The following is a 15,861-nucleotide window of genomic DNA, read 5'->3' as shown; positions in this document are numbered from 1 at the left end:
TTGCGCCGCGCGGCGTTGCTGTGCGCGGCTACGCGCAGCGGCGGCTGGAGGCAGCGCCGCGCGCAGACAGGATTCCCGTTAAACGCTACACGCCGTTCCGCCGGAAGCTGCAATCTCCCGCGCAGCCTTGGCGCCTTCGACCTGGAGCAAGGTGGGCAGAGAAACACCGTTCTTGGCCGCCGTCACTTCGGCAAGAATCGAAACCGCGATCTCGGGCGGCGTTCTGCTGCCGATATAAATCCCCACCGGTCCATGCAAGCGGGCCAACTCGGTATCGTTCAGATCGAACTCCTTGAGGCGTTCGCGCCGCGCCTGGTTGTTCCTGCGTGAACCCAACGCGCCGACGTAAAACGCCGGCGTCTTCAACGCTTCCATCAGCGCGAGATCGTCGAGCTTCGGGTCGTGCGTCAGCGCGATCACCGCGCAGCGCTCGTCGAGCTTCATCTCGATCACCGTATCGTCGGGCATGGTCCGCACGATCTTCGTGCCGGGGATGTCCCACTCCTCGGTGTATTCCTCACGCGGGTCGCACACGGTGACCTGATAATCGAGCCCGACTGCGATATGGCACAGATAGCGCGACAACTGCCCCGCGCCGATCACCAGCATGCGGTAACGCGGGCCGTGAATCGTCAGCAGACGTTCGCCGTCGAAATGCACGCCGTCCGTTGCCTGCGCGTTTTCCAGCCGCACCGCGCCGCTCGCCATGGTCACTTCGCGGGCGACGAGGCGGCCGTTCTCCACGGCGCTGCACAGTTCGGCAATGCCGCTTTGCGCCGTTAACGGTTCGAGCACCAACTGGATCGTGCCGCCGCACGGCAGGCCGAAGCGGTGCGCTTCCTCCGCGGTGATGCCGTACTTGACCGCTTCGGGCAGCACCTGCTCGATACCGCGTTGCCGCACGCGGTCGATCAGATCGTCTTCGATGCAGCCGCCCGACACCGAGCCGACCACCAGCCCATCGTCGCGCACTGCGAGCATCGCGCCCTCGGGACGCGGCGACGAGCCCCATGTCTTCACCACCGTGACCAGTAGCGCGCGATGTCCTTCTTCCAGCCAACGTGCGCTGGACTTCAGGACTTCGAGATCCACGCTGTCCATGATTTCTTCCTTTTCGTTGCGTCGCCGCCGGACTCGCCGTCCGCGGCTTCATTCGATGCTGTATTGTGCGGCGCCGTTTGATCGGCTGCATTTTCATCGCCGTCCGGGGCCGCCGTGCCTTCGCCGTCGGCGCCTAGCCGCGCGCCAAAGCGCTTGAAGAATTCACCCGCGATTTTACGCGCCGCGCCGTCGACGAGCCGGGAGCCGATCTGCGCGAGCTTGCCGCCGACCTGTGCGCTCGCCGTATAGGTGAGCTTCGTGACGGCCTCGCCATCGGCTTCGAGCGAAACGTGCGCGTTGCCCTTGGCAAACCCCGCTGCGCCGCCCTGCCCTTCGAACACGATGCTGTACGAGTCGGGCGCCTCGATGTCGGTGAGTTGCATGCGTCCCTTGAAACGCGCCTTGACCGGGCCGACCGCGGCGCTCAGCGCCACCAGGTAGGCGTTCTCACCGTCCGGATCGATGCTCTCGCAGCCGGGAATGCAGCCGCGCAGAATCTCCGTGTCGTTCAGCGCTTCCCATGCGCGTTGCTGCGAAACGGGAAGCGTATGGGTTTCGGTCAATTCCATGGTGTCGCTCCTGCGGCAGCTCTGACGCCGGCGCTGCGACGAGGCGCGCGCGTGAGTTGCGCGAGGTCGCGGCCGAACGCCGTCAGGCTGTCTAGATTATGAACCGGACGATGCGCGTCGACATACGGCAGGATTGCCTGTACGCCGCGCGCCTTCGGAGAAAAGCCGCTGAAACGCAGCAGCGGATTGAGCCACACAATACGGTGTGCAAAGCGGTGCAGACGGGCCATCTCAGTGTCGAGCACATCGATCGCTTCGTGATCGAGGCCGTCGGTGACGAGCAGCACCGTGGCACGACCGGTCAGCACGCGCCGTGCCCAGCGGCGGTTGAATTCGGCGAGCGCCGCGCCGATCCGCGTGCCGCCGGACCAGTCGACCACCTGCTCGGTGAGCGTTGCAATCGCCACATCGGGATCGCGCTCGCGCAGCGCGCGCGTGGCGTTGGTGAGACGCGTGCCGAACAGAAACACCTGCAGCCGTTCGCGCGACTGCAGGAGCGCATGGCAGAAATACAGCACCGCGCGCGAATAGCTGCTCATGGAGCCGGAGATGTCGAGCAGCAACACGAGCGGCGGTTTGCGCTCGACCACCGCGCGATACTTCCACACCGTCCAGTCGCCGCCCGCGCGCACGGCGTGCCGGGCGCTCGCGCGCAAGTCCGCATGCGTGCCGTGCGAAGCGGCTTTCAGGCGGCGCGTCGGCTCGGTCGCGAGCGGCAGACGCTGGCCGCGAATCAGATGACGCAAGGTGCGCCATTCGTCGGCGGAAAGCGTGTCGAAATCGCGATGACGCAGGCGCTCTTCCGCGCTGAAGGTGACGTGCGCACACAGTTCGTGTTGTTCGGTTTCCTGTGGCGCCTTGCTGTGCGGTGACGGCGGCGCGCGCACGGCCAGCGCGTCGGCGAGACGGTTGTTGCGTTTGGGCGGCGGCAGACCGTCGCGCACCTTCGGCAGAAGCAGCGCGCGCAGCTTGCCTTCCCAATCGGGATCGCGCCAGAACAGGTCGAACGCGGCGTTGAACAGATCGCGTTCATCCGGCGCCGAGACCAGTGACGCGGCCAGCGCGGCGCGCACATCGTCGCGGCGGCCCAGATCGATCAAGTGCAGCGCGGCGAGCGCGTCGACGGCTTGGGCGGGCGACATCGGCAAGCCCGCGCCGCGTAGCAGCCGTACAAAATGGACAACGTTGCGCGCGAGCGTGGGTGTGTCGTCGAGCGATGTGCTATGGCCCGAGGCGCCGCTGTTACCTGCGTCGAATGAGTTCGTCATGCTGGCTATCCAGGCGCGGCGAGACACTGCGCGATTTGCGCGGCATCGACGCGCGCCAGATCGTCCTGATACTTGAGCAGCACGCCAAGCGTGTTGTGCACGGATTGCGGATCGAGCTCGGTGACCGATAGCGCCTCCAACGCGCGGCACCAGTCGATCGTTTCGGCAATGCCGGGCGCCTTGAACAGATCCATGCCGCGCAGCTGATGAACGAAATCGACCGCCCGCCGCTGCAATTCCGCCGAGGTCTGCGGCGCGCGAGCGGCGACGATCTCCAGTTCACGATCGCGCTCCGGATAGCCGATCCATTGATACAGGCAACGGCGCTTCAACGCGTCGTGCACTTCGCGCGTGCGGTTCGAGGTCATCACGACGAGCGGCGGCTGCTCCGCGCGGACCGTGCCGTATTCGGGAATCGATACCTGGAAGTCCGAAAGCAATTCCAGCAGAAAGGCTTCGAACGGCTCGTCGGCACGGTCGATCTCGTCGATCAGCAATACACGCCGTGCGCCGGGATGATTTTCATCGGGCATTAGCGCTTGCAGCAGCGGGCGCTTCAGCAGGAATTCGCCGCGATACAGGGTGTCGTTGTCGGGACGCTCGCCAGCGGCTTCGGCAAGACGCAGCGCCATGATTTGCCGCGGATAGTCCCATTCGTAGAGCGCGCTCGCCGTGTCGAGACCTTCATAACATTGCAGCCGCAACATCGAGGTGCCGAGCATGCCCGCCGCTGCCTTGGCGAGTTCGGTCTTGCCGACGCCCGGCTCGCCTTCGACGAACAACGGCCGTTCCATGCGCAGCGCGAGATACAGCGCGGTCGCCAGCTCGCGGCTGGCGAAATAGCTCTGGGCGGCGAGTTGGGCGAGGGTGTCGTCGATTGAAGCGGGCTGCATGGAGTTCCTGAATCTGCGCAAGGAAGGGTGGCTGGAGAAACGTGGCCGATGAAGCGAAGCCAACAAAACGAAGCCGCCGAAGCGAAGCCGATCAAGCGAAGTAACGAAGCGACGCGACGCGCCGTCGGCGCACCTGAGCGAATGCGGCTGACGTGCCCGTGCGAGCGCAGGCACGTCAGCCGCGAGCAGCGAAGAACAGCTAAGCGTTCGCCTTCGTCACCGCGCGCGCGGCCAGCACCGGAATCAGATGCGCGCGGTATTCGGCGCTCGCGTGCATGTCGGTATTCAGGTCGGCGGCCGACACAGTTACCGCGCGTGCAGCCTCGGGCGTGAAGTTCGCCGACAGCGCGCTTTCCAGTTCAGGCACACGAAACACCGAAGACGCCGCGCCCGTCACCGCGACGCGCACACCGCTCGCAAACTTCGCGACGAATACGCCGACCAACGCGAAGTGCGAAGCGGGATTACGGAATTTCTCGTACGCCGCGCGCTCCGGCACTGGAAACTCCACGGCGACGATCAGCTCGTCGGGCGCCAACGCCGTCTCATACATGCCGACGAAGAAATCGCTCGACGCAATGCGCCGTCGGTCCGTCACGATCGTCGCGTCCAACGCCATGGCAGCGGCCGGATAACAGGCGGCCGGATCGTTGTTGGCGAGCGAGCCGCCTATCGTGCCGAGCGCGCGCACCTGGCGATCGCCGATATGCGCGGCGAGATCCGCGAGCGCCGGGGATACGCGCCGTAGTTCCGCGTGATCCGCGACGTCGGCATGGCATACGGCGGCGCCGATCGTCACCGTCTTTCCGTCGACAGTGATCGACTTGAGCGCGGGAATGCGTGTCACGTCGATCAATTGTGACGGCTGCGCGAGACGCAGACGCATGGTGGGCAGCAGGCTTTGGCCGCCGGCCAGAAACTTCGCGTCGCTGTCGGCGGTGAGGAGGGCGGCGGCCGCTTTGGGATCCGTCGCGCGTTGATACTCGAATGAATACATGTCGAATGCTCCGCTCAGGATCTCAATGGGGTTGCTTGGCCGCGTGAATCGCGGACCACACGCGATGCGGCGTCGCCGGCATTTGCAGGTCGGTCACGCCGAGCGGCGCGAGCGCGTCCAGGATCGCGTTGATCACCGCCGGCGGTGAGCCGATCGCGCCCGCTTCGCCGCAGCCTTTCACGCCGAGCGGATTGTGCGTGCACGGTGTGCCCTTGGCGGTTTCAACGGTAAAGTTCGGCAGATCGGACGCATGCGGCATTGCGTAGTCCATGTACGAGCCGGACAGCAACTGGCCGCTCTCGTTGTCGTATACGCAGCGCTCCAGCATCGCCTGGCCGATGCCCTGAGCGAGCCCGCCATGCACCTGGCCTTCGACGATCATCGGATTGATCACGTTGCCGAAGTCGTCCACTGCGGTGAACTGCTGGATGCGGCACACGCCTGTCTCCGGATCGACTTCGATCTCGCAGATGTACGCGCCCGATGGATAGGTGAAGTTGGTCGGATCGTAGAACGCGCTTTCTTCAAGGCCTGGTTCGAGCACGTCGAGCGGATAGTTGTGCGGCACGTACGCGGCGAGCGAAATCTCGGCAAACGCCTTGGTGCGATCCGTGCCCGCGACGCGGAATACGCCGTCCTTGAACTCGATATCTTCCGCCGCGGCTTCGAGCAGGTGTGCGGCGATCTTCTTCGCTTTGGTCTCGATCTTGTCGAGCGCCTTCATGATTGCCGAGCCGCCGACCGCGATCGAGCGCGAGCCGTATGTGCCCATGCCGAACGGAATGCGGCCGGTGTCGCCGTGGACGATCTCGACACTTTCCAGCGCAATGCCGAGCCGGTCGGCCACCACTTGCGCGAAGGTCGTCTCGTGTCCCTGCCCGTGACTATGCGAACCTGTGAACACGGTGACCGAACCGGTGGGATGGACGCGAATCTGACCGACTTCGAACAGCCCGGCCCGCGCGCCCAATGCGCCCGCGACATTCGACGGGGCGAGACCGCAGGCTTCGATGTAACACGAATAGCCGAGGCCGCGCAGCTTGCCGATCTTTTCGGATTCCTGTTTGCGCGCGGCGAAGCCTTTGACGTCAGCGAGTTCGAGCGAACGCGCAAGAATCGTCTCGTAGTCGCCGGTGTCGTAAGTGAGGCCGACCGGCGTCGCGTACGGAAACTCGCGGATGAAATTGCGGCGGCGAATCTCCGCCGGATCGAGCTTCATTTCGCGCGCGGCGGTTTCGACGAGGCGCTCCACGACATATGTCGCTTCGGGGCGGCCCGCGCCGCGATAGGCATCCACGGGAACGGTGTTGGTAAACACCGCTTTCACTTCCGCGTAGATCGCGGGCGTGGTGTACTGACCCGCGAGCAGCGTCGCATACAGAATGGTCGGCACGCTCGACGCGAACGTGGACAGATACGCGCCCATGTTGGCGGTCGTATGGATGCGCATGCCGAGGAACCTGCCGTCCGCGTCCAGCGCCAGTTCGGCTTTGGTCACGTGATCGCGGCCGTGCGCGTCGGAGACGAACGCTTCCGAGCGCTCAGCCGTCCACTTGACCGGACGGCGGATTTTCTTCGACGCCCAGGTGAGCGCGACGTCTTCGGCATACAGGAAGATCTTCGATCCGAAGCCGCCGCCCACGTCCGGCGCGATCACACGCAATTTCGATTCCGGTAGCGAGAGCACGAATGCGGCCATCAGCAGGCGCTCCACGTGCGGATTCTGATTCGCGACGTAGAGCGTGTAGCTGTCGTCCTGCACCGAATAGCTCGCGTTGACCGCGCGCGGTTCGATTGCGTTCGGAATGAGCCGGTTGTTGACGATGTCGAGCGTGGTGACGTGCGCGGCTTTGGCGAAGGCGGCGTCGGTTGCGGCTTTGTCGCCGTGGCCCCAGTTGTAGCAGACGTTGTCCGGGACTTCGTCGTGAACCGTGGGCTGGCCGGCGTCCGCTGCATGCGCGGTGTCCACCACGGCGGGCAGCACGTCGTAGTCGACTTCGATCAATTCGGCGGCGTCTTTCGCGGCCTTGATCGAATCGGCGATCACGAGTGCGACCTGGTCGCCGACGTGACGCACTTTCGTATGCGCGATGATCGGATGTGGTGGCTCGTTCATCGGTTTGCCGTCGGTGCTGTGAATCAGCCAGCCGCATGGCAGGCCGCCGACGTTGTCGGCCGCCATGTCCGCGCCGGTGAAGATCGCGACCACGCCGGGCGACTGTTTGGCCGCGGCGGTATCGATGCTGTTGATCTTCGCGTGCGCGTAGGGCGAGCGCAGGAACACGGCGTAGGTTTGCTGGGGCAGGACGATGTCGTCGGTGTACTGGCCGTTGCCGGTCAGGAACCGATAGTCTTCCTTACGTTCGACGGAAGCGCCGATCAGATGGGTTTCGGGTGCGTTCATCGTCGGCTCCTCAGGCGGTGGCCGGTGCGTTGGCTTGCGCGTTGGCGGCGGCGTTGGCCGTGCCGGCGGACTTCATGCCCTCGGCGCCTTCGAGCACTGCCTTGACGATGTTGTGATACCCCGTACAGCGGCACAGATTGCCGTCGAGTTGGGCGCGCACGTCGTCGCCGGTGAGATTCGGTTGGCGCTGCACGAGCGAAACCGCGCTCATCACCATGCCGGGGGTGCAGAAGCCGCATTGCAGGCCGTGGCAGTGTTTGAACGCTGCCTGCATGGGATGCAGCGTGCCGTCTTTGGCGAGTCCTTCGATGGTGGTGATCTCCGCGCCTTCAGCTTGCACTGCGAGGATGTTGCAGGCTTTGATCGCGCGTCCGTTCAGATGGACTGTGCATGCGCCGCACTGGGCCGTATCGCAGCCGACGTGCGTGCCGGTGAGCCGGAGTTGATCGCGAAGGAACTGGACTAGCAGGGTGCTAGGGTCGATTGAGGCGCTGATGGGCGCGCCATTCACCGTCAGACTGATGCTGATCGCCATGAAGTTGTCTCCTTATGGGGTGAGACCGGACCTTCCGTTTTGTTGTTCGCCTTCAGCTGCCTGTTCGTGGGTCCGATGAGGGTGCTGCGGTTTTTTTATGGGGCTGCCGAAAAGTAAAGCACAAATTGGGCTGGGGCGCTATGAGGGGTTTTTTGTTTGCTCGGCGGGTTGTGGCTTTGTTCTTTGGGGTTTTGGCCTTTCCTTGAATTCCTGGTGGTCTATTGGCGTTGCCCCTGTGCGGGGCGGCACTCACTTTCTTTGCTTGCCGCAAAGAAAGTAAGCAAAGAAAGCGGCTTTACACCGCCAGCTCATAAGCGGGTCCCCTGGCTTGGAGGAGGTAGTGGTGCATCTGGAATCCGTGCTCTCGCACATTCGGTGTCAGTGACAAGGCCGTCATACTTCCCGCCTCGCGCTCCGCGCTCGACGGAACGGTTCGCTTCAAGAGGCTGCGTTTGTGCATTGCGGGAGCCGTCGGCTTCGCCTCGGCGAGACGCCTTAATGGGCCGTGGTCTTAGAGGCGCTACTGACCCAAATAATGGCCAGCAGTTTGAGGAGTGCCACCGGCGCAAAAGACGCTGAACGTTTCGAGACGTGCCGCCGATGCAACGGACGTTCAACGTTTCGAGAAGTGCCGCCGACGCAAAAAGGCGCTCAGCGGCTTGGCAAGTACCGCTGACGCAACAGACGGCAACCGCTGAGAAATGCCGCGGGCGCGCGCCCCATCTGGCGGTTGTTGAAGTACCGCGACGGCGCGCGGAGCGCCGCCGGAAGGATGACTGCCTTGTCACCGGGGCGGAATGTGCGAGGGCACTGATTCCAGATGCACCACTACCTCCTCCAAGCCAGGGGACCCGCTTATGGGCTGGCGGTGTAAAGCCGCTTTCTTTGCTTACTTTCTTTGCGGCAAGCAAAGAAAGTGAGTGCCGCCGCGCACAGGGGCAACGCTAATAAACCACAAGCAAAACAAGGAAAGGCCAAAACCCGAAAGAACCCACCCACAACCCACCAAACAGGCAAGAACCCCAATCACTTGCTCAACTTCGAATGCCTCCGCGAATACCCAAAATAAATAACCAACCCGATGAGCAACCAAACAACAAAAGCCACCCAAGTAACAGCCTGAAGATTAACCATCAAAAACAGACAGGACGCAACAGCCAGCACCGGCACAACCGGCACCCCAGGACACCGAAACGCCCTCGGCAATTCAGGATGCGTTTTCCGCAAAACAAGAACCGCAATCGACACCATCGAAAACGCGGCCAACGTGCCGATATTGATCAGCTCAGCCAACACATTCAACGGCACCAGCGCCCCGATCAGCCCAAAGAAAATCCCGACGAGCCACGTAGTAAAAAACGGCGTAGCAAACCGCGGATGCACGCGCGAAAGCCGCGCAGGCAACAAACCATCGCGCGACATGGCGAAAATGACCCGAGTCTGGCCATAAGCCATCACGAGAATCACGGTCAACATACCCAGCACGGCGCCGAGATCGATAAACCCCGCGACCCACTTTTGACCCGCCACCTGCAACGCATACGACACCGGGTGCGAAATATTCGCAAACTGCGCCGACGGCACAATGCCGGTGACGACAGCCGCCACCGCCACGTACAACACCGCACAAACGCCCAGCGACGCGATGATCCCGATCGGCAGATCGCGCTTCGGATCCTTCACCTCTTCCGCCGCGGACGACACCGAGTCGAATCCGATGAACGCGAAGAACATCACCGCCGCCGCGCCGAACACGCCGTTCCAGCCGTTCGGCATGAACGGATGCCAGTTGGCCGGCGTCACGTGAAATACGCCCACGCCGATCACCAGCAACACCACGACCACCTTGATCGCGACCATGACGTTGTTGATCCGCGCCGACTCGCGCACACCTACCGACAACAGCGCGGTGATCGCCATCATCACGAGGAACGCGGGCAGGTTGAAGAGCGTATCGTGGCCGGGCAATGCACCCGGCGCCGCCGTCAGCGCAACCGGCAACGAGACGCCGAAGCCCGACAGCAAAGATTGCAGATAACCCGACCAGCCCACCGATACCGCGGAGGTGGCGAGCCCGTATTCGAGCATCAAGTCCCAGCCGATGATCCACGCGGCCAGTTCGCCGAGCGTCGCATACGAGTAGGTGTAGATGGACCCCGCCACCGGAATCGTCGAGGCGAATTCGGCGTAGGCGAGCGCGGCGAAACCGCAGGCGATCGCCGCGATCAGGAACGAGATCATCAGTGCCGGGCCGGCCTGCACGGCGCCCGTGCCGGTCAGAACGAAAATGCCGGTGCCGATAATGGCGCCGACCCCGAGGAAGGTCAGATCGAGCGCGCCGAGCGCTTTCTTCAGGCCGGCGTTCTGAGCACTTGCGGCGATCATGTGCTCGACGCTCTTCTTGCGAAACAGGGACATTGGCGGGGGTCTCCAGTAGTGCACGCGTGTTGCGCGCCGAATGTCGGGAAACCCACGATTTTAACGGATACGTTCCGCGCCCCATTGCGGCACGGGCATTTTGCGTCATAGGCGCGGGGCTGAAAATTCCCGGCAGGCTGGGCTCGGGCGGCATGTTCGTCGGCTGCGCGGCCATTGGCCGCAAAGCTTTCGCTCGATGCTCTGCCAATCGGGAGGAATCGCTCTCTCGCAATCTCATCATGCGGGCGTGCGAGCTATTCAGCGCGCACTGAGCAATGCAGGCGGCAAGAGGCTGTCAGCCCGCCATAGCGGGATTCAGATCGATGAGCCGGTTGCTCATCACGTAGAAGGTCAATTCGGCGTTATTGCGCAGCTTCATCTTCTCGAGCAGGCGGGTGCGGTACACGCTGACCGTTTTCACCGACAGTGAGAGCGCCACGGCGATATCCGTCAGGCGCTTGCCCGAGGCGAGCATGCACAGCGTCTGATATTCGCGGTCCGAGAGCTTTTCGTGCGGCAACTGTTCGCCGTCGAAGGAAACGTAGTCGGCGAGCGCCTCGGCCATCGCCGGGCTCACGTATTTGCGGCCTGCCGCGACCTGCTGGATCGCGCCGATCATCTGCGCGGCGTCGACGGTTTTCGACAGGTAGCCGGCGGCGCCTGCTTTCAGGGCGCGCACGGCGTATTGGTCCTCGCGATACATCGAGAACATCAGCACGGCCACGCGCGGCGCTTTGCGCTTCATACGCTTGAGCACTTCGACGCCGTTCATGTCGGGCAGCGAAATGTCGAGCAGCACCACGTCGTAGCTGAATCGCGCGACGGCGTCGAGCGCTTCGGCGCCGCTTTGCGCTTCGGTCACGTCGCGCGCCACGCCGCGGTCGAGCAGCAACTGACGGACGCCCTGGCGCACCACGGCGTGGTCGTCGACGAGCAGAATGCGCAAGCTCATGACGGCGTGCTCACGATTGCAGCGCCTGCCGCCGGGCGCGCGGCGCATCCGCCAGCATGGCGTCCCAGGCAAAACGCGCCCGAACGAGGGTGCCGCGCGACGGCATACCGTTGCCGCTGTCGCCGCGCTCCGTAGCGGCACGGCGTGCGCTTACGCGCAGCGTGCCGTCGAAGGCCGCGCAACGCGCCTGCATGCTGCTCAGGCCGAAATGGCCGCGGCGGCTGCGGGCGTTATGCGTGATGCCGCTGCCGTCGTCGACGACGATCAGCGTGAGGTGACGGCGGCTGGTTTCGATCCGCACGTCTGCGGATTCGGCGCGCGCGTGCTTGGCAATGTTGTTGAGTGCTTCCTGCGCGACGCGGAATACGGCCAGCGCGGCGTCGGTGGGCAGGCGGGTGAGGCGCACGTCGGCGGCGCAGACGAAGCTCGTGCGCAGTTGCGTGCGCGCGGCGAAATCGCCGGTCCAGTGCGCTAACGCGCCGACAATGCCCGCTTCGAGCGATGGTGCATGCAGTTCCGCGACAGCCTGGCGGCTGGCTTCGCACACGGCGTCGAGCGAGCGGTTGGCCACGGCGAGCGCGGCGGAACATTGCGGCGGTGCATCGGCGGGCAGCCAGGTTTCGACGCCGGCAAGCGCAAAACGCGTCGCCGTCAGTTCGGCGCCTACGCCGTCGTGCAACTCGCGCGCCACGTGGCGGCAAGCGGCTTCCTGTGCCTGCACGAGTTCGGCCGAGAGTTCTCTGACCCGGGCGCGCAACCGTGCGATTTCCTGTTCGACCGAGGTAGACGGTGTAGCGGACGCGTCGAACCCTTCACGTTCCGGTGACGCAGGAAGATGGGCGGCGAACGGGACGACAGTCGACGTATCCATGACCTTCGTTCTCAGAAAGCCGTACGGACGGCGGAGCGGGTGCGCATCGGCGGCGCGAAGACGAAAGAACGCATACGGGTCTCAGGCCTCCAGGTGCAAGACGTCGCGCTCAGGACGCAACGGGCGAATCGCTAACAGTATGACGTAACGAAATTTACATTCAGTAACATGGCGCTTAGGCCATGGTAGGCGCGTCAATTCGACTGATGATGCGCCGCGATGATATCTCATAAAAAGAAAAAAAGCAGTTGCAGCAAGGCTTAGCGGTCCGATTTCAAGTATGGGTTGATCATTCGCAACACTGCTTTTGTAGGAAGAATACTGACAACGAATGTTAGATCGTCGGCGCCGATTTGTAACGTGAAAATAAAAAAGGAGCCCGAAGGCTCCTTTTCGCTGATTTTGCGGGGCGAGCCGCAAAAATCGTAACGCAGTGGAAGGTAACTTAGCCGACGAAGGCCTTTTCAACCACGTAATGACCCGGCGCGTTGTTGCTGCCTTCCTGGAAGCCCAGGTCGTCCAGCAGCTTGCGCGTGTCGCGCAGCATGTGCGGGCTGCCGCACAGCATGATCCGGTCGTTTTCGAGCGAGAAACCCGGCACGCCGAGGTCGGCGAACAGCTTTTCGGTTTCGATCAGCTCGGTGATCCGGCCGCGGTTCTGGAACGCTTCACGCGTGACGGTCGGGTAGTACAGCAGCTTTTCCTGAACCAGCTCGCCCAGGTGCTCGTGGGCCGGCAGGTGGTCCGTGATGTATTCCTTGTACGCCAGTTCGTCGACGAAACGGCAGGTGTGGGTGAGCACCACGCGCTCGTAGCGGTCGTAAATGTCCGGATCCTTGATGATCGACATGAACGGCGCGAGGCCCGTGCCGGTGGACAGCAGCCACAGCGTCTTGCCCGGCAGCAGGTTGTCGGCCACCAGCGTGCCGACCGGCTTCTTGCCGATCAGAACCTCGTCACCGACCTTCAGATGCTGCAAACGTGACGTAAGCGGGCCGTCCTGCACCTTGATGCTCAGGAATTCGAGGTGCTCTTCGTAGTTCGCACTCGCGAGGCTGTAGGCGCGGATCAGCGGCTTGCCGTCGACTTCGAGGCCCACCATCGTGAACTGACCGTTTTCGAAACGGAACGACGGATCGCGCGTGCAGGTGAAGCTGAAAAGCGTATCGGTCCAGTGATGGACGCTCAGGACGGTTTGTGGATTCAGGTTGCTCATGGCTTCTTGGATAGTGCGAAAACAAAGGCGGCCAGTCGTTTTGAGCCGGCCGGCACGGCAAGGGCGATGCTGCGCTAACCCATATGGGAATCACGCGCAAACCGCTATTTTACCGCGCCCGCTGCCGGAAGGCTGCGGCGCGGCGGTTGAGCGTGGTCAAGCGGGTGACCGGACCCGGAAGCGTCGGCGCCGGTTGTCGGTAAAACCGGGCGCCGCGAAGTACGTTGGCAGGGCTGCGGCCGCGCTTCGGCAAGGTACGGCGATGGGCGAAAAAACCGCGCATGGCGGCGCCATCGGCTGTCCGGCATGCGCCGGATAGGCGCGCCGCGCGGGCAACATTTTCAGGATGATACCGAAACCCGCCATGCGCTGCAGCATTGACCCTGCTGATAAAACTGGCAAGAGCGGGGCGAACGGTGCGCGGATGGCTGGCGGCGAGACGTACGGTGTGCGCGCGGCGGTGTTTTCATCCGATCCGCGCCGACCTTGTCAGGGTTGGTACACAAAGAGGGGTAAATCGTCGATAGATACGTCTGAATCCAAATTGGAATAAGGCTTTCTGCATGTGCCGATTTGATTACTCCGAAACGCTCAAAGTAGGCGCGAGCGGCAGCAAACCTGAACCGCCGCCCTTCGCTCCGTATCGATCAGCGCGACCCCCGTGAATGCGCGGCTCACGCCGGCGCCGCGACCCGTTTTTTCCCGCGTTGCTTCAGCACACGAGCCTGCAACACGATCACGAGCAGCAGGAACACGCCCCGAATCACGGACTGCCAGTACGCCGACAAGCTGATGAAACCCAGCCCGTTTTCGAAGTTCAGCAGGTTGAACACCAGGCCGAGCAGCAATACGCCGGCAATCGTCATCGCAATCGAGCCTTCGCCGCCCGTGAGCAACGTGCCACCGAGCACGACAGCCGAGATCGCGAACAGCTCCCAGCCAACGCCTTCGTTGGGTTGTCCCGCGCCGAATTGGGCGGCGAGGATCACGCCCGCCATGCCGGCGAGCAGGCCGCTCACCGCATAGGCCATCACCAGCGTGCGGTCGACGTTCAGGCCCATGAGCCGCGCGGCTTCCTCGCTGCCGCCGATCGCCAGCGAATGCCGCCCGAAGCGCGTGCTGCGCAGCGCGAGCCAGCCGGCCAGCGCCGCCGCCACGGCGACGATGCCCGGAATCGGTAGCCCGAACAGATCGCCCTGACCGAAGTTGCCGAAGTTCGAGTCGGCGGAAATCGACACCGCATCGTTCTTGCCGAGCAGCAGCGCGACGCCGTGCGCACCGAGGCTCGTCGCGAGCGTGACGATGAACGGCAGGATTTTCAGGCGCGTGATGATCAGTCCGTTCAGCACGCCGACCGTGAGTCCCGCGGCGCAGCCCGCCAGCACGGCGACCCAGCCGCCGTACACGCTGGTCAGCGCGGCAACGACGCTTGCCAGCGCGGCCACCGTCCCCACCGACAGATCAATGCCGCCGGTGATGATCACGAACGCCATGCCCACCGAGATCAGCGCGAACATCGAGTTGTAGCGCCAGAACGACGTGATGTTGTACGCCGAGCCGAAATGCTCGTAGCGCACGAGGCCGAAGATCACGAGGGCGGCCAGCGCGAGCAGGATAGGAAGATTCTTTTTCATCGTATCGAGTCCGGGAATGTCTCTGCCGCGTTAGCGCGAGCGCCGCTGCACATAAACGGCGGCGACGATAATGCCGGCCTTGACCACCAGCGCCGCCGCGTCGGGAATGCCGTGCGCGAGCAGCGTATAGCGCAGCAACTGGATGATCAGCGCGCCGATCAGCGTGCCGCCGATATACGCCTTGCCGCCCGTCAACGCCGTGCCGCCGACGGCCACCGCCGCGATCGCGTCGAGTTCGACGCCGAGGCCGACCACGTTGGCATCGGAGGACGAATTCACCGAGATCGAGATCAGCCCCGCCAGCCCCGCGAGCGCCGCGCACAGCGTGTAGGCGATCAGCTTCACGGTGGCGGTCGGCACGCCGCACAGATAAGCGGCCTTTTCGTTGCCGCCGGTAATCAGCAGATACTGGCCGAACAGCGTCTTGCGCACGACCCACACGAACACGGCGACCAGCGCCAGCATCAGCAGCACCTGGAACGGCACGCCCGCGACCTTGCCGAGCGCAATCCATTGGAAGGCGGGCGTACTGAACGCCTGCAGGCTGCCGTCGGTGACGACCTGCGCGATGCCGCGTCCGGCGATGAACAGCACCAGCGTCGCGACAATCGGCTGGACGGATAACCGCGTCACGAGGAAGCCATTGAAGACGCCGCACAACGCGGCGGCCAGCACCGGCAGCACGAACGCGAGCGCAATGCCAGTGGGGCCGGCAATGTTCAGGAACAGCATTGGCGCCAGCGCGCCGGAGATCGCCATCGACGCGCCGACCGACAGATCGATGCCGCCAGTCGCCACCACCAGCGTCATGCCGATGCCGACGATCACGATCGTCACCACCTGCGTCATGTTGACGTTGAAGGTTTGCAGCGACCAGAAGTGCGGCGTGAAGAACAGATTGAAAAGCACCATCGCGAGCAGGACGATGACTTCGCGCTGCATGGCGAGGTGGCGCCATTTACGCACGCTCGTGGCCGGTGTGGCGCGCGGCGCGGCCGTCATC

The 15,861-nt window shown here is 63.7% G+C and carries 13 protein-coding genes; all 13 read right to left on the bottom strand.

The window, feature by feature from the left end; translation table 11 throughout:
* Positions 1–78: 78 nt before the first annotated feature.
* The 13 genes from BLW71_RS15170 to BLW71_RS15105 all read right to left on the bottom strand — a co-directional run bounded on the left by BLW71_RS15170 (position 79) and on the right by BLW71_RS15105 (position 15,860).
* Positions 79–1,101, bottom strand: coding sequence for an XdhC family protein (locus BLW71_RS15170; RefSeq protein ID WP_091797189.1), 1,023 nt, complete (start codon positions 1,099–1,101; stop codon positions 79–81).
* Positions 1,074–1,670 (bottom strand): SRPBCC family protein, encoded by a 597-nt coding sequence (locus BLW71_RS15165; protein ID WP_091797187.1) that lies wholly within the window; start codon positions 1,668–1,670, stop codon positions 1,074–1,076. The genes BLW71_RS15170 and BLW71_RS15165 overlap by 28 nt, the downstream gene beginning before the upstream one ends.
* Entirely contained in the window at positions 1,661–2,938 is a 1,278-nt protein-coding gene (locus tag BLW71_RS15160) for a vWA domain-containing protein (protein ID WP_091797185.1), read from the bottom strand. The genes BLW71_RS15165 and BLW71_RS15160 overlap by 10 nt, the downstream gene beginning before the upstream one ends.
* Positions 2,939–2,943: 5 nt before the next feature.
* Complete coding sequence (locus BLW71_RS15155; protein ID WP_091797183.1) at positions 2,944–3,831, bottom strand: AAA family ATPase; 888 nt, start codon at positions 3,829–3,831, stop codon at positions 2,944–2,946.
* A gap of 199 nt (positions 3,832–4,030) precedes the next feature.
* Positions 4,031–4,828 (bottom strand): FAD binding domain-containing protein, encoded by a 798-nt coding sequence (locus BLW71_RS15150; protein WP_091797181.1) that lies wholly within the window; start codon positions 4,826–4,828, stop codon positions 4,031–4,033.
* Positions 4,829–4,850: 22 nt separating this feature from the next.
* Positions 4,851–7,232, bottom strand: a complete 2,382-nt coding sequence (locus tag BLW71_RS15145; RefSeq protein WP_091797178.1) for a xanthine dehydrogenase family protein molybdopterin-binding subunit — start codon at positions 7,230–7,232, stop codon at positions 4,851–4,853.
* Between the two features lie 10 nt (positions 7,233–7,242).
* Complete coding sequence (locus tag BLW71_RS15140) at positions 7,243–7,767, bottom strand: (2Fe-2S)-binding protein (RefSeq protein ID WP_091797176.1); 525 nt, start codon at positions 7,765–7,767, stop codon at positions 7,243–7,245.
* A gap of 1,026 nt (positions 7,768–8,793) precedes the next feature.
* Positions 8,794–10,185, bottom strand: a complete 1,392-nt coding sequence (gene bcaP / locus BLW71_RS15135; RefSeq protein ID WP_091797174.1) for a branched-chain amino acid transporter BcaP — start codon at positions 10,183–10,185, stop codon at positions 8,794–8,796.
* 295 nt (positions 10,186–10,480) lie between these two features.
* On the bottom strand, positions 10,481–11,137 hold the full coding sequence (rqpR, locus tag BLW71_RS15130; RefSeq protein WP_091800886.1) for a response regulator transcription factor RqpR: 657 nt from the start codon (positions 11,135–11,137) through the stop codon (positions 10,481–10,483).
* Between the two features lie 10 nt (positions 11,138–11,147).
* Complete coding sequence (locus tag BLW71_RS15125) at positions 11,148–12,008, bottom strand: sensor histidine kinase (protein WP_091797172.1); 861 nt, start codon at positions 12,006–12,008, stop codon at positions 11,148–11,150.
* A gap of 445 nt (positions 12,009–12,453) precedes the next feature.
* On the bottom strand, positions 12,454–13,224 hold the full coding sequence (locus BLW71_RS15120) for a ferredoxin--NADP reductase (protein ID WP_091797169.1): 771 nt from the start codon (positions 13,222–13,224) through the stop codon (positions 12,454–12,456).
* 674 nt (positions 13,225–13,898) lie between these two features.
* Positions 13,899–14,858 (bottom strand): ABC transporter permease, encoded by a 960-nt coding sequence (locus BLW71_RS15110; RefSeq protein ID WP_091797167.1) that lies wholly within the window; start codon positions 14,856–14,858, stop codon positions 13,899–13,901.
* A gap of 30 nt (positions 14,859–14,888) precedes the next feature.
* The gene (locus BLW71_RS15105; RefSeq protein ID WP_091800883.1) at positions 14,889–15,860 is read right to left on the bottom strand and encodes an ABC transporter permease; all 972 of its coding nucleotides are present in this window, start codon (positions 15,858–15,860) and stop codon (positions 14,889–14,891) included.
* Position 15,861 lies beyond the last annotated feature (1 nt).

The sequence above is a fragment of the Burkholderia sp. WP9 genome (assembly GCF_900104795.1).
In the GTDB taxonomy this organism is placed as follows: domain Bacteria; phylum Pseudomonadota; class Gammaproteobacteria; order Burkholderiales; family Burkholderiaceae; genus Paraburkholderia.
This window is presented reverse-complemented; position numbering and strand designations above follow the sequence as displayed.